At 38.1% G+C, this 25,049-nt stretch carries 19 protein-coding genes; 12 read left to right on the top strand and 7 right to left on the bottom strand.

The window, feature by feature from the left end:
* Window positions 1-239: 239 nt before the first annotated feature.
* Complete coding sequence (locus BCL90_RS10275) at window positions 240-1,202, bottom strand: isopenicillin N synthase family dioxygenase (protein ID WP_121283894.1); 963 nt, start codon at window positions 1,200-1,202, stop codon at window positions 240-242.
* Between the two features lie 268 nt (window positions 1,203-1,470).
* On the opposite strand from BCL90_RS10275, the gene msrA reads away from it, so the two are divergent.
* Window positions 1,471-2,070 carry a peptide-methionine (S)-S-oxide reductase MsrA gene (gene msrA / locus BCL90_RS10270; RefSeq protein ID WP_121283893.1) on the top strand — a complete coding sequence of 200 codons (600 nt, stop codon included), beginning with the start codon at window positions 1,471-1,473 and terminating at the stop codon, window positions 2,068-2,070.
* Window positions 2,071-2,196: 126 nt separating this feature from the next.
* Here the strand turns inward: msrA and BCL90_RS10265 are convergent, their stop codons facing one another.
* On the bottom strand, window positions 2,197-3,498 hold the full coding sequence (locus BCL90_RS10265) for a short-chain dehydrogenase (protein ID WP_121283892.1): 1,302 nt from the start codon (window positions 3,496-3,498) through the stop codon (window positions 2,197-2,199).
* Window positions 3,499-3,883: 385 nt separating this feature from the next.
* Between BCL90_RS10265 and BCL90_RS10260 the strand changes: the two genes are divergently transcribed.
* A complete protein-coding gene (locus tag BCL90_RS10260) occupies window positions 3,884-5,401 on the top strand; it encodes a malate:quinone oxidoreductase (protein WP_121283891.1) in 1,518 nt (505 codons plus the stop codon).
* Between the two features lie 418 nt (window positions 5,402-5,819).
* On the opposite strand, the gene ytxJ is transcribed toward BCL90_RS10260, so the two are convergent.
* Both ytxJ and ribH read right to left on the bottom strand, forming a co-directional pair.
* A complete protein-coding gene (ytxJ, locus tag BCL90_RS10255) occupies window positions 5,820-6,152 on the bottom strand; it encodes a bacillithiol system redox-active protein YtxJ (RefSeq protein ID WP_121283890.1) in 333 nt (110 codons plus the stop codon).
* A 263-nt stretch (window positions 6,153-6,415) separates the two neighbouring features.
* On the bottom strand, window positions 6,416-6,907 hold the full coding sequence (gene ribH, locus BCL90_RS10250; RefSeq protein ID WP_025145257.1) for a 6,7-dimethyl-8-ribityllumazine synthase: 492 nt from the start codon (window positions 6,905-6,907) through the stop codon (window positions 6,416-6,418).
* Between the two features lie 161 nt (window positions 6,908-7,068).
* Between ribH and BCL90_RS10245 the strand changes: the two genes are divergently transcribed.
* Window positions 7,069-13,416 (top strand): alpha-2-macroglobulin family protein, encoded by a 6,348-nt coding sequence (locus BCL90_RS10245; RefSeq protein WP_121283889.1) that lies wholly within the window; start codon window positions 7,069-7,071, stop codon window positions 13,414-13,416.
* Between the two features lie 240 nt (window positions 13,417-13,656).
* Here the strand turns inward: BCL90_RS10245 and BCL90_RS10240 are convergent, their stop codons facing one another.
* The gene (locus BCL90_RS10240; RefSeq protein ID WP_121283888.1) at window positions 13,657-14,331 is read right to left on the bottom strand and encodes a LytR/AlgR family response regulator transcription factor; all 675 of its coding nucleotides are present in this window, start codon (window positions 14,329-14,331) and stop codon (window positions 13,657-13,659) included.
* Window positions 14,332-14,544: 213 nt separating this feature from the next.
* Entirely contained in the window at window positions 14,545-16,083 is a 1,539-nt protein-coding gene (locus BCL90_RS10235) for a sensor histidine kinase (RefSeq protein ID WP_208529790.1), read from the bottom strand.
* A 719-nt stretch (window positions 16,084-16,802) separates the two neighbouring features.
* Between BCL90_RS10235 and BCL90_RS10230 the strand changes: the two genes are divergently transcribed.
* The 8 genes from BCL90_RS10230 to BCL90_RS25680 all read left to right on the top strand — a co-directional run bounded on the left by BCL90_RS10230 (window position 16,803) and on the right by BCL90_RS25680 (window position 22,628).
* Window positions 16,803-17,150, top strand: a complete 348-nt coding sequence (locus tag BCL90_RS10230; RefSeq protein WP_121283887.1) for a Spx/MgsR family RNA polymerase-binding regulatory protein — start codon at window positions 16,803-16,805, stop codon at window positions 17,148-17,150.
* Between the two features lie 68 nt (window positions 17,151-17,218).
* Window positions 17,219-17,959, top strand: coding sequence for a carboxypeptidase-like regulatory domain-containing protein (locus tag BCL90_RS10225; protein ID WP_121283886.1), 741 nt, complete (start codon window positions 17,219-17,221; stop codon window positions 17,957-17,959).
* 116 nt (window positions 17,960-18,075) lie between these two features.
* The gene (locus tag BCL90_RS10220) at window positions 18,076-20,061 is read left to right on the top strand and encodes a M1 family metallopeptidase (protein WP_121284592.1); all 1,986 of its coding nucleotides are present in this window, start codon (window positions 18,076-18,078) and stop codon (window positions 20,059-20,061) included.
* A 210-nt stretch (window positions 20,062-20,271) separates the two neighbouring features.
* Entirely contained in the window at window positions 20,272-20,679 is a 408-nt protein-coding gene (locus tag BCL90_RS10215) for a RidA family protein (protein WP_121283885.1), read from the top strand.
* Window positions 20,680-20,986: 307 nt separating this feature from the next.
* Window positions 20,987-21,595 (top strand): class I SAM-dependent methyltransferase, encoded by a 609-nt coding sequence (locus BCL90_RS10210; RefSeq protein WP_121283884.1) that lies wholly within the window; start codon window positions 20,987-20,989, stop codon window positions 21,593-21,595.
* Window positions 21,596-21,618: 23 nt separating this feature from the next.
* Entirely contained in the window at window positions 21,619-21,840 is a 222-nt protein-coding gene (locus tag BCL90_RS10205; RefSeq protein WP_121283883.1) for a VF530 family protein, read from the top strand.
* 140 nt (window positions 21,841-21,980) lie between these two features.
* Window positions 21,981-22,379, top strand: a complete 399-nt coding sequence (locus BCL90_RS10200) for a hypothetical protein (RefSeq protein ID WP_121283882.1) — start codon at window positions 21,981-21,983, stop codon at window positions 22,377-22,379.
* Window positions 22,380-22,457: 78 nt separating this feature from the next.
* The gene (locus BCL90_RS25680) at window positions 22,458-22,628 is read left to right on the top strand and encodes a hypothetical protein (protein ID WP_165902645.1); all 171 of its coding nucleotides are present in this window, start codon (window positions 22,458-22,460) and stop codon (window positions 22,626-22,628) included.
* Window positions 22,629-22,951: 323 nt separating this feature from the next.
* Here the strand turns inward: BCL90_RS25680 and BCL90_RS10195 are convergent, their stop codons facing one another.
* A complete protein-coding gene (locus BCL90_RS10195) occupies window positions 22,952-23,857 on the bottom strand; it encodes a prohibitin family protein (RefSeq protein WP_121283881.1) in 906 nt (301 codons plus the stop codon).
* A 761-nt stretch (window positions 23,858-24,618) separates the two neighbouring features.
* On the opposite strand from BCL90_RS10195, the gene rpsL reads away from it, so the two are divergent.
* Window positions 24,619-25,032, top strand: a complete 414-nt coding sequence (gene rpsL / locus BCL90_RS10185) for a 30S ribosomal protein S12 (RefSeq protein ID WP_029278631.1) — start codon at window positions 24,619-24,621, stop codon at window positions 25,030-25,032.
* The last annotated feature ends 17 nt before the right edge of the window (window positions 25,033-25,049 follow it).

Genomic DNA, 25,049 nt, shown 5'->3' with positions numbered 1-25,049 from the left:
TGGCACAGTATCTCCGTTCTACTTAAATCCGGCCTAACAAATTTTTCGGGCTCCACTGACCAAGCCCCGCCACTGGCTTTGAAAGAAAAATTTTCAGCCGGCATTTTTTGTTTCTTTTTGATGCCAAAAAGAAAGAGCCCTTCGGCGGCGGCGAGCCGAGGCAAGACTTGTGGTAAGGAAAAAACGTCACCCATATTGATTTTTATATAATAAATTATTCCTCGCAATGACGATCTTTTTTATTTCTTCAATCCAATTTCTCTTAACCTTTCATCCAGATATTCGCCCGCGGTCATATCGCTATAAGCTTTAGGGTGTTCCGCATCAATGGTTGATGGTAAACTGGTTAAATCCATATCGCTGCGTGGATGCAGGAAAAATGGAACAGAGAAGCGCGATGTTTTCATTAGTTCACGAGGCGGATTTACTACCCGGTGCGTCGTCGATTTTAATTTATTATTGGTTAAACGTTGTAACATATCGCCCACATTCACTACAATATCAGTATGATGTGCTTTAATTGGTAACCACTCGTTGCTTCGGGTCAACACTTCAAGGCCGTCAGCGCTGGCGCCAATTAACAAGGTGATCAGATTGATGTCTTCATGCGCACCTGCACGTACCGCATCATCAGGAATCGTTTCCGGATTTTCAATTGGGAAATAGTGAATGCCTCTTAAAATAGAATTTCCATTATGAACGTGTTTATCAAAATAATTTATCGGCAATTCTAAATAAGTAGCAATGGCACGTAATAAATGCGTTCCGTTTTCTTCCAGTTTTTTATAGATGTCGCCCGTTACTTTGTTAAATTCAGGCAGCTCCTCTAAAATTTCATTGTCAGGATATTCATTTTTAACCGGATCTCCGTCAGTAACTTCCTGACCAATTTGCCAGAATTCTTTCAAATCTGGTGTTTTAGCACCTTTAGCGGTTTCTTTGCCAGCACTGGTATAACCACGTTGACCAGCTAATTCTGGTTTTTCATATTTCCTTTTGATTTCAACAGGTAGCGAAAAGGCAGCTTTAATATTTTCATAAAGCTTATCAATTAATTCCTGGCTTAAACCATGGTTGGTAATGGTAACAAAACCCGAATCGTTAAAAGCCCTGCCCAATTCATCAGAAAACTTTTTGCGCTCTTCTTCGGTACCATTGATGTAAGAGCCTAAATCTAAACAAGGAATATACGGTGTAGACATAATTTTATATTTAATGTTATACGAATTTAAAAAGAATTGTTAATAAGTGCGTTTGACTGATGGGTTCGCGATTTAAAATTTTGTTAATCAGATTTTTAAGTTATTAACATAAACAACGAAATCGACAAATTGTTGCGATTGTCATACAAAACCCATTATTGGTTTGATGCAAACTACTGCCTGTTTTTTTGCGTATAATTAGATGTAGATAATTCAGTTTAGCTGTAAGGTTTAGGGGTTATTTTCGACTAATAAATAAAAACACACAATGAGAAAAATAATTTTAATTCTATTATCGGTTTTAGCTTTGAATCAAGCTCAGGCACAGGGGAAAAAAACCGAAAAAGCAACTTTCGGAATGGGCTGTTTTTGGTGTACAGAAGCTATATTTCAACGTTTAAAAGGCGTGGTCTCGGTTAAATCGGGTTACGAAGGTGGCACTTTAACCAATCCAACTTACGAAGAAGTATGTACCGGTGCTACAGGGCATGCTGAGGTTTTAGAAATTACCTATAACCCAATGGTGATTTCTTACGATGATTTATTAGAAGTTTTTTGGAAAAGCCACGATCCGACTACACTAAATCGTCAGGGCGCCGATAGCGGTACGCAATACCGCTCGGTGGTTTTTTATCACACGGCTGAGCAAAAAGCTTTGGCTGAAAAATATAAAGCAGAATTGAACAAGACCAATGCTTACGGTAAAAAAGTGGTTACCGCTATTGAAGCGGCTAAACCATTTTATATTGCCGAAAATTATCACCAGAATTATTTCAATAAAAATGGAAGTGAACCTTATTGCAGGTTAGTGATCCAACCCAAAATAGAGAAACTGGAAAAGGTATTTAAAGCAAAGCTTAAAAACTGATAGGGGAGGTTTCTAGTGTATTTGTCATTCTCGCGTATGCGGGAATCTTATAAACATGTATAATGTAGTAAGATTCCCAATCAGGTTGGGAATGACGAATCTCTTAAGTTATCATGACGATTGCAATTAATTCCATAACCCTTTGGCTTTTTCGAGCAATTCGCTGCCTTTCTTGCCAATTTCTTTCTTACCCTTTTCTATGGTTGATGGCTGAGTATACTCACTTACCGAATTGGAAAGTGCTTTAAACTTGCCTATACCGGCAAATACTTCTTCGGTATAAGGGACACCCTGCTGTTTCATCAGTTTTTCCCAATCTATCTTCGAGAGCACCGCGACCATGTATTTAGTTGCAATTTTACCGATAAATGCTTTGTCGTACACATTTGTTAAAGCCTTATCTGATTTACGGTCTTTTACATAAACTATAGTTTGTTGTAGGGCTTCCCGTTCGCTGTTAGAAAATAATGGGCTTTTGCTTAACTTTTCCAGCGCTGGAAGCGATTGCTCTGGTCTTTCTTTTTTTAAGTTCAGGTAAGCGGTTATTCCCCAAACCAGTTCATTTTGAATGCCTAGTTTATTCATGTCGTTTAAAAATGCCTCAAAATCTTCAAGCGACCTTTCCTCGTCAATTTTTCGCTCCATTCTCATCCGGTCGAAACCTCTAAAAAGATAATTCATACTATGAAATGCAACATGGGTTTGCTCATCGTTTAAACGGCTCCAGCCAAAAAATGCTTTAGTATAGGGGAGCGGGATTTTCTCGTTTTTATCCAGCCATTTAATGTTTCTTGAAAGGCCATCTTCTGAAAGATAAAATAGGTTATTACCAAAAAATAAAAAGCCGCGTACAAATTCTAAAAGTGTTTTAATTTCGCAATCATCAAGTAGCTCGGGCTGGGTTTTAGAACATTCGTATAAGGCAAAAGGCTGCCCTAAATCTCTTGTAGTTAATACAGCCATACTTAAAATGGCATGTTCTATGTTTTGATAGTAGGCTTTGTTAAAATCTTTAAAAAAGGGAACAGGGCTTCTTGCTCCGTTATTCATGGCAATAAGTCCAGCAGTTAAGAGAGGGAAAACATCTTCGTCAGTTTCTTTTACAAACTGTTTAACCGATCGATATTCTTTATACATCCTTAAGGCATCTATTACAGAAATGTTTTCATTTCCATGCCCGTTCACTTTATTTAAGGTTCGAACAATACTTTGCGCCTGTTTGCTGAATTTTTGATACTCGGGCTGGGTAGTATCCTGAACAGCAGTTGAGCGGACAGCTATTTTAGCAAACTTATAAAAAATGATCTTATCGTAGTTGATATTTTCGGCCAGTTTCTTTTTGTCGAGTTCGAGCAAAAGCTGATCGGTTTTTTCGCCAGAACAGGCAGCTAAAAATAGGACGGTACAAAATAAAACTAAATTCTTCATGGTTAAGTTTTAAGCAAATAGATCTATAAAACTAACATTTTGGGACTGGAAAAAAATCAGAATTGTAGATTCTTTTTCATTTCGTCTGTAAAACGGCGGAATTTGTTATCGAGATTTAATTTTTTTTAGTCATTTATGAATAAAATGGCAAATATTTTAAAGGAATGGGTGGTGCGATTAGCAAGTTAATAATTCGCTTTTAATAGGGGTCAACTATCTTTTTTTGCTTGTTCGTGTTCGAACTGTGTTTTGGATTAAAATTTGATTAGAACTTGTCAAAAAATAGAAAGTATTTCTAATTTTTAGGCAATTTTTTAAGATTTAATGCTTTAAAATTCGTGGTATGTTTAAAATCATTCTAAATTTGTAACTCCTTTAAACTAAGATGACAAAAAAGAAAAAGACAGTTGGTAAAACTGACGCTGATGTAATTTTAATAGGGGCTGGCATCATGAGTGCAACCCTGGGTGTTTTATTAAAACAATTAGAGCCCAATTTAAGCATAGAAATTTACGAACGTTTAGATATTGCGGCGGCAGAAAGTTCTGACGCCTGGAATAATGCCGGAACGGGTCACTCTGCTTTTTGTGAATTAAACTATACACCCGAAAAGAAAGACGGTACCGTTGAAATTAAAAAAGCAGTGCAGATTGCAGAGCATTTTGAGGTATCTAAGCAGTTTTGGTCTTACTTGGTCAGTAAAGGATTGGTTTCTGAGCCTTGCAATTTTATCCGCAATATTCCTCACATGAGTTTTGTTTGGGGCAAAAAGAACGTAGAATATCTTAAAAAACGCTATGATGCATTAACACAATGCGATCTGTTTAGCGACATGCAATATACGGAGGATGCTGAGCAGGTAAAAAACTGGGCACCATTGATTATGGATGGACGCAAGAACAACGAAAAAGTTGCCGCAACCAAGATGGATCTGGGAACCGATGTTAACTTTGGTACCTTAACCCGCGACATGTTCAACAACTTAAAGGAGCAAAGCAATGTGAGCATGTATTTTAACCACGAAATCCGCGATCTGAAGAAAAATAAAGACGGCAACTGGATTGTAAAGGTTAAAGATTTGGAGAGTGGCGATAAACGTAAACGTGTAGCTAAGTTTGTGTTTATCGGTGCGGGTGGTGGTTCTTTGCCACTATTGGAAAAATCAGATATTCCTGAAGGAAAAGGTTTTGGCGGTTTCCCGGTAAGCGGACAATGGTTAAAGTGTACCAACGAAGAGATTATTAAAAAACACCACGCTAAGGTATATGGTAAGGCTGCGGTTGGCGCACCGCCAATGTCGGTTCCACATTTAGATACGAGGATGATCAACGGCAAACAGGCTTTGTTGTTTGGTCCTTATGCTGGTTTCTCTACCAAATTCCTTAAAAATGGTTCGTTTTTGGATTTACCAAAATCGATAAAATTCAATAACATCCGTCCGATGATTTCTGCCGGGTTGCACAACCTTGATTTAACCAAGTATTTAATCGAACAGGTAAGGCAATCACCAGAAGACAGGTTAGAAGCACTAAAAGAATATTTACCAACCGCTAAACTTGAAGATTGGGAATTGGAATATGCTGGTCAACGTGTTCAGGTGATTAAAAAGGATGAAAAACAAGGTGGTGTTTTAGAGTTTGGTACAGAGGTGGTAAGTGCTGCTGATGGTTCTATTGCGGCTTTGCTGGGTGCATCTCCTGGTGCTTCCACAGCCGTATCGATCATGCTTGATTTATTAAACCGTTGTTTTGCTGAAGATCTGGCCACAGAAGAATGGCAGGCCAAAATTAAAGAGATGATCCCAACTTACGGAAAATCACTTGCTCAGGACGCAGCGCTTTGTAAAGAAACCAGAAATAAAACTTCAAAGGTGTTGAAAATAGAAAATACTGTGGTAGCTTAAGCTATAACAATTATAAATTTTAGAAGGTCGCGATGTAAATCGGGACCTTTTTTTGTCACCAGTCTACCCATGATGCGGCCCTGTGGAACGGCACATGTAACGGTATCTCTGTTATGTATATTTGTTGTACTTTCCATCGGAACGTATCATAGGTAATATAAACGAATAGGCGTTTTCGTTCCGAAGGAACGTTTGGTGATTTTCCTACACAGACCCTACGGTAATAAACCTGATGGGAACGGCAGCTTTTTGGCTGTCACCCTGAGCGGAGTCGAAGGGTAGCCAAAAAGGTACAGTGTACAGCAGGACTACACTAACCGATAAAAACCAGGCATTGCTTTTCTGAAAAAAAACACTAAACCACAAAAAAAGGGCATCCAAATGCTTGAATACCCTTTGTCTGAAATCTTTTTTATCGTTAGGCTGCGATTACTTCTGCAACTTCATCTGCAGAAATATCGCTATGTGAAGCTTCCAATACACAATCGCCGTTTTTAATCAATAAAATCTGCGGCGATTGATGGGCTACCTGAAATATTTCGGCAATTTTGTTCGAAATTTCGCGGTAACTGATCAGGTCTAAAAAGTAAAGTTTAGTATCTGCCGGAATTACATCCCAATCAAATTCGAAATTCTTTTTAGCCATTAAACTAATGGAGCATCGCGTGCTGTGCTTAAAAATAAGGCTAAAACCGCTTGCGTTTTTGATTTCATCAAGCTGTTCTATTGAAGTTAAGTTAACCCAAGTCATGATATGATAAATATTATTTTACAGGATAACAATTGCATTTAAATAAAGTTCTGCAAATGACCTGAATATGAAGATTGTAGATATATGAGGCTTAATTTCTGCGTTTACTTTCTGGATAAGATCCATAGGCAGGACAAAGTTTAGAAGAACAAGATTCTAAAATGGTAATGGTGCAGAACACCGCCAATAATAAGATGGCTACTTTTTTCATTGATCGGATAAGTTTAAATCTCTAAGCTACAAATAATTATTAAAACACAAGTTTAAATCTGTGCAGAAAAATCGGCCATTTTAATCGCGGTAATTGCAGCTTCATCGCCTTTATTGCCATGCTTGCCGCCTGCACGGTCTTGCGCCTGCTCTAAATTATTGGTGGTTAGCACCCCAAAAATAACTGGTTTACTGTATTTAATGCCAACATTGGTTACACCTTGCGCTACTGCATCGCAAATAAAATCGAAATGTTTCGTGTCTCCCTGTATTACACAGCCTAAACAGATTACGGCATCTATATCGCTTCTTTTGCTCAATAAAATTTCGGCACCACCTGTTAATTCGAAACTTCCGGGTACAGGTAAAGAAATTATATTTTCTTCAGCAACGCCATTTGCTAACAAGGTTTTTAATGCACCATTGTATAATGCACCGGTAATTTCAGCATTCCATTCGGCTACAATAATCCCGAATTTATAGTTTGCACCGCTGGGAACAGTGGTATGAGAGAAATCGGATAGATTTTTTAATTGTGTTGACATGGGGCAAAGATAATGTTATGCCGCGAATGTTAAAAACCTTAATGTTTGCTGCTTGTAACATTTAGTTCATTAATACTTAGATTCGTATAAGAATCAGATAAATATCTACCGCTTATGGAATTTAGGCGTTCAGTCCATCTATATTAAAACGCAAGTTACCTATGAATATATTATTACGCCGCCCCGCTTTATTTTTTCTCCTCATTTTGCTGTCTTTAGGTGTTTCTGCACAACAGAAATACACACTTAACGATTTTTACAGGGTCGATTCTATTGCCAACCAGGCCAAACCAAAAGATGCGCTTGCTTTAATTGAAAAAATAAATGAGCAGGCACGTAAAACGCATAATACGCCTTTGCTCGTTAAATCGGTTATTTACCGAATGATGTTTCAAAGTTACCTGGAGGAAAATGCCTTTGATAAGATTTTGATCAATTTGCAAAAAGATATCAATATAGCCAAACAGCCTGAAAAAAGCATTTTACAATCACTTTTAGCCGAAACATATTGGAACTACCTGCAACAGAATCGTTGGCAGATTAACCAGCGTACGCAGGTACAGGGCGATATAGGAGATGATATTAAAACCTGGAACATTAAAAAACTGAATGATGAAACGGTAAAATATTACCTGCTCTCATTAAAAGACAGTAAGATTTTACAACAGACGAAAGTAGATACTTTGGATGCGGTTTTGGCAGGTGATAAAAAATACAGAAGCTTTAGGCCTACCTTATACGATCTGCTGGCCCACCGTGCCATCGATGTTTTTAGCAATACACAACTCAACCTTACACAATATGATGATGAATTAATCGACATGAGTAATGTTGACTGGTTTGGTAACAGACAACTATTTTTAAATATTAAAATACCGGCCGATAGTTCTTCTTTTAAAGTGCAGGCTTTGCAGTTATTTAAAAACCTGATCCGATTTCACCAGAACAGCAGTAATTCTTCAGCACTGGCAGATGTAGATTTAAAAAGGTTAAAGTTTGTACAACAGCATTTTACCGGCGACAAACAAGAATTGTACTACAACGCTTTAAGTCAGTTGGCTGAACAAAGTACCCAAAGCGAAGTTTTTGCTGATATTTTATATGAGCAGGCCACCATACATAAAAACGCACAATTACCTGTTGATACCAATAAACAAAACCTGATTACGGCAATTGCTTTGGCCGAAAAAGCGATAAATGCCTTTCCAAAAAGCATTGGGGCACAGAATGCCAGGAATTTAATTGAAGAGATTAAAAGCAGCAGTTTATCGGTTAAAGTAAAAGAATTTGTACAGCCTGATCAGCCCAGCCAATTATATTTATCCTACAAAAATACAGATACGATACAGCTGAAGTTGTACCATTCACCCGAATTTAAAAATGACTATGAACAGTTTAACAATAAGGCCGATTTTTTAGCTTTTTTAAGGAAGAATAAAATAGTTAAGCAGTGGGCAATAGCTGTTCCTAAAACCAACGATTATCAAACCCACAGTTTAGTTGATAAAATTGAGGCATTGCCTTTTGGTAGTTATACTTTAATTGTCCAGACCATTAACCGCAAACAGAACGATACTGTTTATAGCAACATCAATTTTAAGGTTACGGCAATGGCGGTTATTAACAGGCGCAATATTGATAATCATGAATATTTTGTTAGTCAGTCGAATAATGGTGCGCCTTTAAAAAACGTAACGATCAGGCAACGGAGATATGATTACAATACGCGTAAATATATTGATGGTGAATTGTTAACTACAGATGGGAATGGTTACGCCAGTACCGCCGAAACCCAGTCTGGAATGAGTGCCGCATTATTAAAGCTTGGTAATGATGAATTGCAGATCAACATTAACAATTATAATAGCTACCGGGATGACGAAGATGAAGAACGTGTAATTCTATTTACCGACAGACCGATCTACCGCCCGGGACAAACCATTTATTATAAAGGATTGTGTTTGAACATCCTGAATGGAAAGAATAAAATTGCCGTAAATAGGGCCGTTGATATTTCCTTTAATGATGCCAATGGAAAAGAGATTACCAAAACGAAATTGATGAGTAACGATTACGGCACATTTCAAGGTTCGTTTACCATCCCGATGGGCATATTGAACGGTCAGATGGAAATTGAAACCGAATATGGCCGCATTGCTGTACAAGTTGAAGAATATAAACGGCCTACTTTCGAAGTGGTTTTTGATAAACCCAACAAACACTATAAGCTGAATGATAGCATTAAAGTAGAGGGTAAAGCCAGTTCTTTTTCAGGCTATTCGGTGAGCAACGCGAAGGTAAACTATAAAGTTTTCCGGAGAGTGATGGATGATTACAGGCTCAGCTACGAACAACGGAGTGTTATTTATGGCTCAAGGATGTATGCTGAAAGAAAACAGGTAGCCATCGGCAAAACAAGCACCAAAGCAGGAGGTAAATTCGAGATTACTTTTTTTGCAAACGTTACGGATACCAGAGCAAATTATAGCTACGAAATTGTGGCTGATATCACTGATTTAAATGGCGAAACCCGTTCGAAGACGACTACTATAAATGTTGGAAAGAAAGATATAACACTTAATATCAATGCAGAGCAAGTTGTGTACTTGAGCAATAAAACAGATAGTATCTCTTTTTCGGTTACCAATTTAAACAATGAAGCCATTAAGGCTGATGTTAAAGCAGAGTGGAGTTTATTGGAGGCACCATCAAGGCTGATGAACAAAAGTCCTTTTTATCCCGAAAATTATGCCATGAGCAAGGAAGATTTTATTAAGAACTTTCCCCATGATGATTATAACAATGAACTCGAAGTAGCCAAATGGCCTGTAAAATCAGTAGAATTTAAACAAAACCTTAGTGCCAAAAATGGACGTGGAAACTTAAGTTTTAGTCAGAAAGACCTGAAGCCAGGTTATTATAAAATCAGCTTAACGGCTGTAAATGGGCAAAATGATACGGTTACTGTAGATAAATACCTGGTGATTTATCATGCAGTACCTGCGGTAATACAATCAAACATCGAATGGATTACACCAGAAGTTACGGTGGTTAAACCAAACGAAAGCGCTGTATTCCGTTTGGCAGGTTTGGCAGAGAACAGCAAGGCTTATTACGAAGTTTATTATCGCGATAGCATAGCCGAAAAAGTGTGGATCAATTTATCACCAAAACAAACCATTGTTAAAATACAACCAAAAGCCAATTACGAGGATGGTTTTGCAGTACAGTTTACCATGGTGCATCAAGGTACTGTTTACAACTCCATGCAACAGGTTAAAATTGTTGATCCGCAGAAAGAACTGAACATCCGCTTTTTAACCTTTCGTAATAAATTACAGCCCGGTGAAAAGGAAAGCTGGAAACTGCAGATCAGTAATAACAAGGCAGAAAAACAAATGGCCGAAATGGTAGCCACACTTTATGATGCCAGTTTGGATGACCTTAGGCAGATGAACTGGAATACCAATTTGCAAACCAGTTTTAATTATGGTTCTTATAACTGGAATTTCAATGCAAACAATGTTGCTAACCCAGGTTACCTATGGTTTTTAAGACAGGACAGAGATTATAGCGTAATTAACCGGGGCTATGAAAACCTTAATCTGTTTGGTTATAACTATTATGGCGGATACAACTCTGGTTACCGGAACTACATTAGCAATTTACAAAGGGCTAAACAAAAAGACTTATCTAAGGAAGGGTTAAAAAAACTGGCGGAGTTAGAAAATGGTAAACTAATTTATGGGGTGGTGTTCGATAGTCAGGGCGAAATACTGCCGGGCGTACAGGTTAGCGTAGGTAAAATGGTAACTACCACCAATGTTTTTGGCATTTACACCATTAATGCCAAAGCAGGGGAGACACTTAATTTTTCTTTTATCGGCTTTAAGCGCTATTCTATAAAAATAGGCAGTAAAAAACGGGTTGATGTAACGCTGAAAGAAGATGGGAATGCTTTAAATGAAGTGGTGGTTACTGGATATGCTACACAAAAAAAGCAAAATATGACTGGTTCGGTTGTTCAGATTAGGGGTGTTGCCACTTTACAAAGTGCCCCAGTTGCGGCCAATGCAATTTATGGTAGCAGATCTGCCGATGGGATGATCTTTCCAATGGCAGCTGAAGATAAGTCAGCAACGCTACGTCAGGAAATTGAGCCAGTTAAAAACACAAACGTAACCCCACGCACCAACTTTAACGAACTTGCATTTTTTTATCCGCGGTTGTTAACTGATGCAAAGGGCGAAATCAAGATCGAGTTTACCATCCCCCAAAGTTTAACACGCTATAAAATGATGGGTTTTGCACACACCAAAGATTTAAAAACGGCATCTATCACTAATGAATTGGTTACCCAGAAACAATTGGCCATTGCCATAAATGCCCCACGCTTTTTCAGGGAAGGAGATACGATTTTATTAAGTGCCAAGCTGAATAACCTTGCTGGTAAAAAACTGTCTGGCAATGCCAGTTTAGCACTTACCGATGCCTTAACAGGAAAACCGATTCAGATTTTTGGTTCAAGTGATAAATCGGAAAAAACTTTTGAAGTGGATAATGAGGGCAATACCTTTTTAAAATGGATATTAATTATTCCATCAGGCATTAGTGCTGTTACCTATAAAGTTTTAGCGCAAAGTGGCAATTTTAGTGATGGTGAAGAAAATACCATTCCGGTCTTAGCAAATGCCATGTTGGTTACCGAAAGTATGCCCATAAATGTGCGCGGCAACACCACCAAAACTTTCGACTTTGAGAAGCTGGAGAAATCAGGCACCTCAAAAACCTTACGCAATCAAAGTTTAACCTTTGAGTTTACCTCAAATCCGGTTTGGTATGCGGTGCAGGCCTTACCTTACTTGATGGAATATCCGTACGAGTGTGCTGAACAAACTTTTAGCCGCTTTTATGCCAATAGTTTTGCAACGGGAATTATTAATTCGTCGCCAAAAATTAAAACGGTTTTTGAACAATGGAAAAACACCAATAACGGCGAAGCATTGTTATCTAACCTGGAGAAAAACCAGGAATTGAAATCGATTTTGTTAGAAGAAACTCCCTGGGTACGCAATGCAGATAATGAAAGCGAACGTAAGAAACGTTTGGCTACACTTTTCGACTTAAACAGAATGACCTATGAGTTAAAAGCCAATTTTGAGAAGTTAGAAAAAATGCAGTTTAATAATGGTGCTTTCCCATGGTTTAGTGGCATGCGGGAAGATCGTTACATTACCCAGCACATTGTTTTAGGCATGGGCCAGTTAAAAAAGCTGAAAATGGTTGATGAAAAGGCTTATCCGAAATTTAATGCTATGCTCAATAAAGCCATTATTTATTTAGATGCGGAATTCGTTAAGGACTATAAGGATGAAGTGAAGGGGAAACGCTCTGGCTACTTGCCGTTACACTATCTTTTTGCCAGAAGTTATACCAATCAAAAAAATACTACTGCCGATTTTACAAAAGCTAAAGATTTTTACCTCAAAAAATTGGTTGCCAACTGGAAAACCTTTGATACTTATCAACTGGCACAAACAGCATTGGTTTTAAATAGAAACGGCAATAATGTAGAAGCGAAAAAAATCATTACGCTGTTAAGTCAAACCGCACAACAAAACGACGAACTGGGAATGTACTGGGCTAACAACAAAGCAGGTTGGTGGTGGTACCAAAGTCCGGTTGAAACGCAGGCTTTATTAATTGAGGCTTTTGATGAAGTGTCCAACGATACCAAAGCGGTAGAGGAAATGAAAATCTGGTTGCTCAAAAATAAACAAACCAACGATTGGCAAACCACAAAAGCTACTACAGCTGCCTGTTATGCATTATTAATGAAAGGTACCGATTTATTAAGCGAAAGTAATGAACCAGAAATCACCATTGGCAGTCAGAAATTAGCAGAACTGCAGCAACCCAATGCTACAAAGGAGGCCGGAACCGGTTATCAGAAAGTAAGCATTGCAGGTGTGGATGTTAAGCCTGAAATGGGTAGGGTAGAGGTTAAAAATAATAATCAAACCATAGCCTGGGGTGCCTTATACTGGCAATATTTTGAGAAATTGGATAAAATCACATCGGCCAATACCGGGGTCCAAATCAAAAAACAATTATTCATCCAGAAAGCCAGCGATAAAGGCGATTTGTTAACGCCGCTTACTACCAGCAATGTTTTGGCACCAGGTGATTTGCTGAAAGTACGCATAGAAATTTATTGCGATAGAGATATGGAATACATTCATTTGAAAGATATGCGTTCATCAGGTTTCGAGCCCGTAAATGTGATCTCCCAGTATAAATATCAGGATGGTTTGGGTTATTATGAAAGCACTAAAGATGCTTCAACCAATTTCTTTATCAGTTACATGCCAAAAGGAACTTATGTATTCGAATATCCTTTAAGGGTTACTCATGCCGGCAATTTTTCGAATGGGATTACCAGTTTGCAAAGTATGTATGCGCCAGAGTTTACCACTCACACTGCAGGAATCAGGGTAAATGTAAAATAAATGGGTTACAAACCTACAGATTACTTAGATGCACTCAGGTGACTTAGGGGGTTATCTTTTTTGGAAAGCAGGGTTTGGAGTACTTGGGTTATTAAAGTCCTGCTATCCGCTTCAAAGCCTCGGTTCGTGCCTCACCTTCGGGTTTTACGCTACTATCAGGTTTATTTAACAATGGTTCTGAGTTTCATATCGCTGTTCCAGACCTTACAGGTGTCCAAAGACTTTAAGGTCTAAATCGCATTAAGTAAGTTGTATTCCACCATAGGTAGCCCCAATGGGTATAATTTTATCTCCTATCCAAATTTGGCTGCGGTCAAATTTGGATACTTTGTTTTTAGCCACAATAAAAGCCCGGTGACAGCGGATAAAATCTGTTTTTGGCAACAGCTCAGCAAGGTCATTTATGGTAATGCGTGAGCTCAGTAATTTATCCTTAAGCTGGATCTGCGTGTAATTTCCCGAGGCTTCCACATAACAGATTTCGTCTAAATTAACCTTAATTTGTTCATAACCATCTTTTACAAAAATGTATTCCGTTTTAGCTTCCTGTTTCTGGTTACGCAGGTTAAATAGTTCGTGTGCCTTATTGCAGGCCTTCAAAAAACGCGAAAGTGAAAAAGGTTTTAACAAATAATCAACAGCGTCAAGTTCAAAACTTTGCACCGCATGTTCGGTATAAGCTGTTGTAAAAATCACCATCGGGGGCTTGCTTAAACTCTTTAAAAAATCAATGCCACTGATATCGGGCATTTTAATGTCGAGAAAAATCAGGTCAACCTTATTATGCTGAAGATAAGTGATGGCTGCAAAAGCATCAGTAAAGGTTTCCTGCAAGGTGATAAATGGAACTTTTGAGGCATGCGATTTTATAATGTCTAATGCAATTGGTTCATCATCTATAGCAATGGCAATCATTTTTGGTTGGTCTATTTGTTTTTTCTGTCATGCTGACGAAAGAAGCATCTCTAGTAGTTCAAAGGCGATCGTTTCGACAGTAGCGGAGAAATCTTTTAAACATGGGTCAAAGATTTCTCCATTACGCTGCGCTCCAGTCGAAATGACGAATCGGCCAAATTTATAAATTTAAATTATTTACTCGTTTATTTGATTTCTGAAAGATACATATCACTAATCCAACGTCAAAGTCAAATGAACAAAAAACTCGTTTGCACTTTCACGGATAATTAATTCGTGTTTTCCATAATAAAGTAATGATAAGCGTTGTTTAACATTTTCGAGCCCAATGCCACTTTTTAATTTTTCAGGATCATTATCGGCCTTGATGTAAATGCTGTTGCTTACATCGAAATATAAAGTCTTTTCTTTTGTCTGCAATGTAATTTTGATATACGATGGCTGTTGCAAACTGATCCCATGTTTAAATGCATTTTCGATAAAGGGTATCAACAACATTGGCGTAATCTGCAAATTGTTTAATTGTTCTTCAATATGGGTATCAATCCTGATATCCGCAGAACGCGAGGTACGGAGCTTTTGTAAATCAATGTAATTGTTCAGGTATTCTACTTCCCGGGTTAGCGAAATTTTATCCTGCGTATTTTCGTGGAGCATAAAACGCATCATATCACCCAGTTTTTGAATACCCTCGCCCGTTCTTTCTGCATTTTCCTGTAAAGCGGTTCCAAAAAGGGTGTTTAAAGCATTAAACAAGAAGTGTGGGTTAATCTGCGATTTTAAGAAATTCAGGTTTGCATCCGATTTGCCCAGCTCTGTTTTCAGCATCTGGATTTCGCTCAGTTTTTCAAATTTATGTTTGTAAACATACCAGGCAGATGGTGTGGTCATGCAGATTAAACAGATTGCATTTAAAATTAAGGTAATTGGCACAACTTCGCCATTGCGCATAAAAGGAATAAGAATGATTAAGAGCAAAAGTGAAACAATAATGGTTAAACCTACATTGCCCCAAAAATACCGGCCAAAGCCTTTAAAATCCTTTCTTAGGTTTGGAATGATGTAATAAATGGCACAAAAGGCAATAAAAATATTTACAGGTGGCACAATAATCCAGATCACCAATAACTCATAATCTATCTTAACAGAAAGTACCGCGGTGAAAATCATGAGCGTAATCAGCCAGATTTTTGTACTCACAAATATCTCTGAAACAATATTCTGGTTGTAACTCTTTAAAAAAAGAATTTTATTAAAAAGCTCCATGCCACGCTCATTAAAATAGGCATAAGCGTTAAAAAGCAAGTAAATAAAAAATATATAGGTAAAAGCTTCTCCAAAAAACATGTCGTAACCGCGGTCTATATCATCATATTCCACAAGGCGGTAAGCTTCGGAATAGGTGTTGGCAATCATCCATCCAATAATAGAAAACCCAGTAACCGCAATGGTCATGATCAGGTTCATGGTTACGTTACGGCCCTTTGCCAATTGAGGCATAGAAACAAAATTGAAAAGCAAAAAACTGAAGTAAATGATACTGATCTTGAATATTTCGGGAAGAAAGAAATTCGCCATGATGCTATACTCAACCGAATTTTCAGAAAAACGGTAAGATCCGCCAGAACCATAAGTGGTCTGCGTGCAGATGCTGATCAATGCAAGGATGTATAATGTAGTAGAAATCCAAAACTCAAGCTGGTTGATGTTTTTAGATTTGATTGCAGATGAATTACCTGAAAGAATTTCCATTTTGTTTTAATTAATGGTACAATTTTACAAAGAGAACTGCTCACAATATTTAAAATGTGATGGATGGGGCAAAAAATGTGACGAATGATCAGAATTTATAGAATTGCAGGATTTTAAGGTCGGTTTGACAAGCCAATAATTGAAGCTATATCATAAGTGTAAAATTATCATCCTGAGGGTTAATTAATTGTTTAAAATCAATATGAATGACGTAAAATTGTTTTCTCTTGTCCTACGGCGCAGTCTTGCCTCGGCTCACCGCCGCCGAAGGGCTCTTTCTTTTTGGCATCAAAAAGAAACAAAAAATGCCGGCTGAAAATTTTTCTTTTGAAGGCAGTTCTGCAGCAAGAACAGTGCAGCCCGAAAAATTTGTTAGGCCGGATTTAAGTAGAACGGGGATACAGTGCTATGGCCTAGCTGGATGGAAATGCGAAAGCAGTTAAAATGCTGATTAATAATAATTTAAAAATAACGTCAATGGTAGCTTGTCGAAGGACCTCTAGTAAATGTATTAAAGGCGTTTCGAAAGGCTCAACGTGACAAATTCGATGGGAAATACAATTTATGAGACAGCCTCGTTCGCGAAAATCAATAATTCAACTTTGTGTCGGATAGTAATATCCAACACCACAGATAAACAATTTTATTATCTTTGAAACGGATTGCTGGATTGGTTTTTCCATCGTCCATTATACATTTTCTATCTTACATTATTCAATATGACCGTTTACGGAATTCCAAATTGCAATACAGTTAAAAAGTCGCTTGATTGGTTAAAAGCACATCAGATTGATTTTGAATTTCACGATTTTAAGAAAAAAGGCATTACCAGCGAAAAGTTAAACGAATGGTGTAATACTTTCGGCTGGGAAACGGTTTTAAACCGTAAAGGCTTAACCTGGAAGAAACTGACTAAAGAGGAACAAGCCAAAATTGATAACCAGGATTTGGCGATCGCTTATTTAAAAGAAAATACCAGCGCCATAAAACGCCCGATTATTGAGCAAAACAACAAAGCCATATTAATTGGATTTGACGATGAAAATTATTTAAAAACACTAACCTGATTCATTTGTTCTAATGTTAAAGTTTGTTAAATGCAGCTTTTAAATGTCGAACTAAGTTACTTTTGAGTATGTACAAACTGATCATTTTTCTATTGCTTGCCTTGCCAATTGGCGTTTTTGCACAAACGGTAACTACAGGTACAGTTTTCGATTATTCGAAAAAAACACTCTCACTGCCTGGCGTTTCCATCAGAAACCTGAACAGTAAAAAATCTACCAGTACCAATAAAGAAGGTAAATACACCATTGCAGCCAACATTGGCGATCTGATTGAATTTTCGGCAGTAGGGTATCATACCGACACGCTTTATTTAACCAATCTGCTAAACAGGACCATCTACCTTCCGGTAAAATCGAACAGTTTAAAAGATGTCGATATTACTGCGGTCCGCATGAATAGCCAGGTAACTGACGCTAAAGATCCCCTGGCAGAAAAATACACCTTGCTTAATACCGGGGGCAACCTAAACCGTAAGCGTATGAAAGATAAGGTGGGTGGCTTGAACCTGAATTTGGGTTATGGTAAATATAAAAGACAGCAGCGTAAAGAAGCCGATTTAGAAGAAAAGGAAATGTATCAGGATGAAATCGACGAAAACTTTACGCCAAAGGCCATCACTGATCTTACCAAACTGGAAGGTGAAGACCTTAAAAATTTTATGATCATTTATAGACCTTCAATAGAAGCTATAAAGGCTGAAAGACCTTTTCGTTATTCTTTTTACATCTCACGTGCTTTTGTAGCATGGAAAAAATTAAGCCCGCAGGAAAGAAAATTGCAGGATTTGCCGAAATTAAAGGCTAATTAAGTCTCTTTACAGATATTAATTACATTATAACCGTTATTGGTAACATTATAACCATATATAAATCTATATGTGGTTATTTTTTATATTTACCGCAGTATTACAACCTTATTATGATCATGAAATTGACTAAACTGATTAATTTTGGTTTGGTTTGTTGTGTTTTTGCTTTTTCAGCATCAGCCCAACAAGCTACAACCCCTTCACCAGCAAGTAACTATAATCCCGCTGAAGCATTTGGACCACTATTTTATACCCAAAACGGAAATGAATTCCGCTCGGCAATTGGAGCGCCAGGACCAAAATACTGGCAAAACCATGTTGATTATAACATTACCGCCAACCTGGATGAAACCAAGAACATGGTTAGCGGAACAGTTACCATTACCTACAAAAACAACAGTCCCGATAAATTGCCTTATTTATGGTTGCAGTTAGATCAGAATACTTTTAAAGAAACTTCACGTGGTTATGCCGTTACCGCTTCACTTAGCCGTTATGGCGCACAGGGCGAAAAATTTGATGGTGGCTATAAACTCCAGAACATCAGCGTAGCTCAAAAAGCAGGAGCGGTAAAATTCACTTCTATCGTTGAAGATACCCGTATGCAGATCCGTTTGGATCAGCCTTTGGCCGCTAATGGCGATTTGATAACCATTAAAATGGATTATTCATATATTGTACCTAAAGAAGGATCGGACAGAACAGGTCATTTAACTACAAAAAACGGTGAAATTTTTGCCATTGCGCAATGGTTTCCGCGCATGTGTGTGTATGATGATGTAATCGGTTGGAATACTTTGCCATATTGGGGCGGGGGAGAGTTTTATTGCGAATATGGCGATATCAACTTTGCCATTACTGCACCGGCGAGCCATATCGTAATGGGTTCGGGCGAGTTATTAAACCCTGCCGAAGTTTTTACGCAAGAGCAGTTAAAAAGATGGAACGCGGCTAAACTGAGCGATGCTACTGTTCACATCCGGAGCGAAGCAGAAGTAACCGATCCGAAATCACGTCCGGCGAAAGATAAATTAACCTGGAAGTTTAAAATCACCAATGCACGCGATGCGGCCTGGGCTTCATCAAAAGCATTTGTATTAGATGCCGCAAGGTATAAACTGCCAAGTGGCAAAACAGGTTTGGCAGTTTCTGCACAACCGGTAGAAAGCAATGGTATTGATTCTTATGGCCGTGGAGTGGAATATGTAAAATCAACTATCGAACATTATTCATCGAAATGGTTCGAATATCCTTATCCAATGGCTGTTAACGTAGCGACCAATATTGGTGGTATGGAATATCCTGGTATTGTTTTCTGTGGATGGACTGCTAAAAAGGCCAGCGCATGGGGTGTAATCGATCACGAATTTGGGCACACCTGGTTCCCGATGATTGTAGGTTCTAACGAGCGTAAATACGGTTGGATGGACGAAGGTTTTAATACTTTCATCAACGGTATTTCTAAGAAAAACTTTAATAATGGCGAATACGCGGGCCCTCCGGCTGATTTGCACAGAATTGGTAAAATTGTGATCGGTAACCCGATTTATGAAAATATTATGCAGATACCTGATGGTATGGCTGAAAGAAATATCGGTGTTAACTTATACAGTAAGCCGGGATGGGGGCTGGATATTTTGAGAAACCAGATCTTAGGCGAAGACCGTTTTGATTATGCTTTCCGCCAGTACATTAAAAATTGGGCATTTAAACACCCAACACCGTTCGATTTCTTCCGTTCAATGGAAAATGGAGCGGGCGAAGATTTGGCCTGGTTCTGGAGAAGCTGGTTTTTAAACAGCTGGAAAATGGATCAAGGCATCGCTAGCGTTGAGGCCGTTAAAAAAGACGATAAATTGGTAGGCTACAACATTAAAGTGGTAAACTTAGAGAAAATGCCGATGCCAATCATTCTTCAGGTTAAAACCAAAAGCGGAAAAACTGAAACGGTAAAAGTTCCGGTTGATGTTTGGATGAAAAATACAAGCTGGCTGGTTCGTTTCCCAACAACTGAAGAAATTGAATCGGTTACTTTAGATCCGGATAAAGTATTGCCAGATTCAAATCCTGATAACGATACGTGGACCGCTACAGGCAACTAAGCCAATGTTATTAAATTAAGTGCTGCGGTTGTCAGTCTGAGCGTAGTCGAAGACTTCTTGAGTTTTACCCTTTTAGCTTAATGGGCAACCGAGCTTACATTAAATAAATTCCAGACCTCCTGATTTTAAAAGATCAGGAGGTTTTTTATTGCAAACTGCCGACGATTTACGGGAAACTATCAGATAATTTAGCAGTATAAAATTACAGATATGGCAGAACCTATTTTAGAAATTACCAATCCCGAAGGTATATACGATCCCCGTCCACATGGTTATTCTCACCTTGCCTCCGTTCCGGCTGACCGTCAGCTGGTATTTGTTGCAGGTCAGGGCGGCAGTAGAACAGACGGCATTTTAAGTGATGATTTTAGGACACAAGTTGTTATTGTATTCGAGAATATTGCTTTAGCCTTAAAAAGCAGAAATTTAACCATGGCCAACATTGCAAAACTGACTACTTTGGTGGTAGATTACGATGATGCCAAACATGAGATCCTGATCGAAGAATCGAACAAAATATGGCCCGACCAAAAATTCCCGGTAAACACGCTTATTCCTGTACAAAGATTGGCCTTAAATGGCATGTTAATTGAAATTGATGCTACGGCTGTTGGTTAATTTATAAACCCGTTTACGATTGTTGTTAAACTGGTATTGTTTTGGAAATTAAGGGTTCAATATCTTTCGCTCCATTTTAGGAAGCAGGCCGTTCATCTTAAACCTGATAGTAGCGGGCATTCCGTCCCGATTTTATATCGGGATCAAGAGGGATAAAGCGGATGGCAGGGCTGCATTTGCCAAGTACCATTGTACGCTTGTTTCCAAAAAAAAATGATTAATTTGTTGTTACTAAAGCATGAGGTGATGGATATTTTAAATCCCTGAATTAAAAATTAACATCAATAATAATCGAAAATTTATACGGATGGAAAAAGGAGAACGCAAAAACGTTTACAAAGTTTACAACAAGATAGGCAGCTGGTTTGCCGAAAACCGTTATGTTGATTTGGTAGAAAAAACTTATTTAAATGATATCCTCCAGCACCTTGCAACAGATGCAAAGGTTTTAGACCTGGGCTGCGGTGATGGAAAACCCATATTGGAATATTTTATTAACAATGGGGTAAATGTTTTAGGGGTTGATGCCAGCAAGCAAATGATTGAGCTGGCCAAAATCAATTTTCCATCTACCAGGTTTCTGTTAAAAGATATGCGTGAACTCGATCTCGACGAAAAATTTGATGCGATTATTACCTGGCACAGTTTTTTTCATCTTCCTGCCGATGATCAGCCGGATATGTTTGCAATTTTTAAACGTCACCTTAAACCTTACGGTATTTTGCTGTTTACCTCTGGAACGGAGAGGGGAGAAGCATGGGGCATGAATGGTGGCGAAAATCTTTTTCATGCTTCTTTGGATACCGCTGAATATCAAACCCTGCTTCAGGCAAATCAATTTGAAGTGCTTAGGCACAAAGTAAACGATCCCGATTGCGGGGGTGCAAATGTTTGGATGGCCCAGTACAAACCCTGATAATTTTGCCTTAACTTTGCTCCATGGCCGAACAGCAAAAAAATAATCCTTTACACGGTATCACTCTGGAAAAAATAGTAACCGATCTGCAAACGCATTACGGTTGGGAAAAACTGGGATCATTGATCAGGATCGATTGTTTCAATAACAACCAAACCATAAAATCGAGCTTAAAATTTTTAAGAAGAATGCCCTGGGCCAGAAAAAAGGTTGAAGATTTATACCTTGATACGTTTAATAAATGATGGAATGAGTGCGTTTAGAAGGAGTGAATGGCTAGTCTAATCCAATGTCTCTCATTCAATCATGCTTTTATTTAATCATTTCTCTTTCCTTTGCAACCTTTTCTCTAAAGCCATCGTCATCTTGATCTAAACCATATCAAATGAAAAATATTATCTGTTCTTTTTTGCTGGCGATCATTTTAAGCAGTTGTGCTTTATCAACCGCGACAACCTTCTATTCCATGTCGCGTGGTAAAATAGATATTCCTCAGAAAGAAACTTATAGCGTAGTGTATCAGGCAAATTTTGGAGATGGTTTAATGGCCGATATGGCTTACACCACTGAAAGTGGAAAACAGACAGAACTAAAAGAAATTAACGGTGCATGGGAAAGGACTGTAACCTTAAAATCAGGAACACATGTTCGGCTTACAACTTTTGCTACTGCTAAGCATAAATCTAAAGGCGAATATAAAATCCTAGTTGACGGAAAGGTAGTTTCTGAGTATGTATTGAGTGGAAGAAAGCTAGAATATACTTTTGCTTTCGATCTGCCATAATTCATTAAATCTTCATTTTGCTTTTCGAGATTTAATAAAAAAAATAACAAGGTTTATTCATTATTAATCAACTTGAAAATGAAAGCAATTAAAGTTTTAAGCATCGCTTTATTAGCCATGTTTACCTTTGCAACGGTTAATGCGCAAACTGCAGCACCTGCAAAACCAACTACAGAAAAATCTATGACTAAAAAAAGTCATAAAAAACATCATCATAAAAAACACACAAAAAAAGTAGCTAAAGCTTAAAAAAGGAAAGTCTTTCAGGTAAAACTGGAAGACTTTTTTGTTTCAGTTCGTGAAAGCGCCATCTTAAACCTCAAAACTTTAAAGGCAATTGTATACGGGCAAACTATGGTACCTTTCTCTTCAGCCATTTTTAAAAATGCTGGTAAATCAATGAGCTTACTTTTGCGATGGGCTTTAACCTCAGGTATGAGTTTCTCGTAAGCATCAAAACCTACATCGGCCTTTCTTTTAATAGCTGAAGTGGGTTGTGCATTACATAGGTATGCAATGCTACAAATATGATGGTGATGATTTTTGTTTTTATTTTTTAGAACGTTTGAAAGTTAATTTCCACCTAAAATAATCGGTGCACTTTTGCCATTACCCATAATAATAACCTTGGTATTAGCCGATTTTGCAATTTCTTTCTGAGCCAATATAGATTCGTATTGAAGCTGGCGATCGCTTAAGCCTGTTGAAAGGATACGCTGATAATCGGCTATCCCCTGTGCTTCTACTCTTTTCCGTTCTGCTTCCTGGCGTTCTTTTTGGAGCACAAAAGTCATTTTTTGTGCATCCTGTTCTGCGTTTATTTTCGATTCGATACTTGCTTTTACCGATGCAGGTAAAGTGATATTACGCACCAAAAGTTGTTCTAGTTCTAAACCTCTTTTTGCAAAACTTTTCTCTATGGTATTAAATATTTTAGATTGAAATTCATCCCGTTTGCTTGAGTACAATGCAACGGCATCGTAAGCAACTGCATTATCGCGTATAGCGGTACGTGAAACCGGGCGGACAATCTTCTCCAGATAATCAGTTCCTATTTCTCGTAAAATATTTGGAGCGGCACTTCCTTTTACCCTGAATAGTACCGAAAGATCAATAATAACCTCTAGTCCGTCTGCAGATAAAACACGTAGTGCATCATCCGTCTGTTTATTGCCTTCATCATGCACGCCAGACATGGTGTAGTTTTGGGTTTTAACGTCAAAAGGCGTAATTACCGCAATAGGATTAGTTACGTTTAAGCCACTATATAAAACGTCCTTATCTACTTTTCCAAAAACTGTTTTAACGCCAACCTGGCCAGCATCAATAACTTTAAATATGGAGAAGGATAGGCCAATGATGACCAGCACTACACCAATAATTTTGGTAATAGTGCCGTAGCGACCAATAACGTTATTTTGGTTTGATACTGCAAAACCAACAAAAATGATAATAATCCCGATGATACTTAAGAACATAATTTAGATTTTTATTAAAGATAAAGTATTTAACACAATGGTGTGAAAAAACAGTCATATATTTAACCCTTTACTACAAACGTAACTTCTGTGGTAGTGTCAGAGTAGCCCATGAAATTATGAGATAATAAATTAAATTTGCTTTGTTACCATTTTGGTAATGAATGTATTTGTGTGTGCAGATTATTGCTAAAAGACACTTGTTGAATATTAAAAGAAGCGCAACACCGCCAGGGCTGGTTTAGAGGTCGTTTCTGGTTATTAAAATCTCCTTCGCTTGCAGGTCCCAATGTTGCAAAAACTGGAAGGCAAATTGATCTTCTTTAAACTTTGCAGGGAAAACATTAATATTAGAAGCCTACTTTGCCACCTAAACCCGATATACGTGGAAAGCGAGTTCTTCACGAGCTTGTAACATTAGCGGGGCCGAACCCAGCCTAAGGATGGCTGAAACTGCTTTCCAAATAATCGTATAATAATGATGAAACAATGCCTGGGTGGCTTGAATGTTTAAGGTGAGAAAGATTGCTTCATGCCACTATCATTGCCTTCGCTTCAGTTTTCACTGACGACAAGAGAAAGGAAGAACTGCAACTCCTTAATCTTCAACTGAAAACTGATAAGTGCCAACTGAAAAATTTTTACGCTAACCCCTTGATTTTTAAAAAGAATTGTTCTACTTTTGCAGTCCGTTTTATGGGCTATCTGCAAGGATGCCGGGGGAGCGGTAAATTTTTTAATAAAAAACAAAAAAAAGCACAATGCCAACCATTCAACAATTAGTTAGAAAAGGTAGAGTAGCACTGGAGTTCAAGAGTAAGTCTCCAGCGTTGGACAGTTGTCCACAGCGAAGAGGTGTATGTACACGTGTGTACACCACTACCCCTAAAAAACCAAACTCAGCAATGCGTAAAGTAGCCCGTGTTCGTTTAACGAACGGTAAAGAGGTGAATGCTTACATTCCTGGAGAAGGTCACAACTTACAGGAGCACTCAATCGTATTGATCCGTGGTGGTCGTGTTAAAGATTTACCAGGTGTACGTTACCACATCATCCGTGGTGCATTAGATACATCAGGTGTGGCTGGTCGTAACCAACGTCGTTCTAAATATGGTACTAAACGTCCTAAACCAGGACAGGTAGTTGCGGCACCAACAAAAGGTAAAAAGAAATAATCGGGAGGAAATAAGAA

It is taken from the genome of Pedobacter alluvionis (genome assembly GCF_003664035.1).
In the GTDB taxonomy this organism is placed as follows: domain Bacteria; phylum Bacteroidota; class Bacteroidia; order Sphingobacteriales; family Sphingobacteriaceae; genus Pedobacter; species Pedobacter alluvionis.
This window is presented reverse-complemented; position numbering and strand designations above follow the sequence as displayed.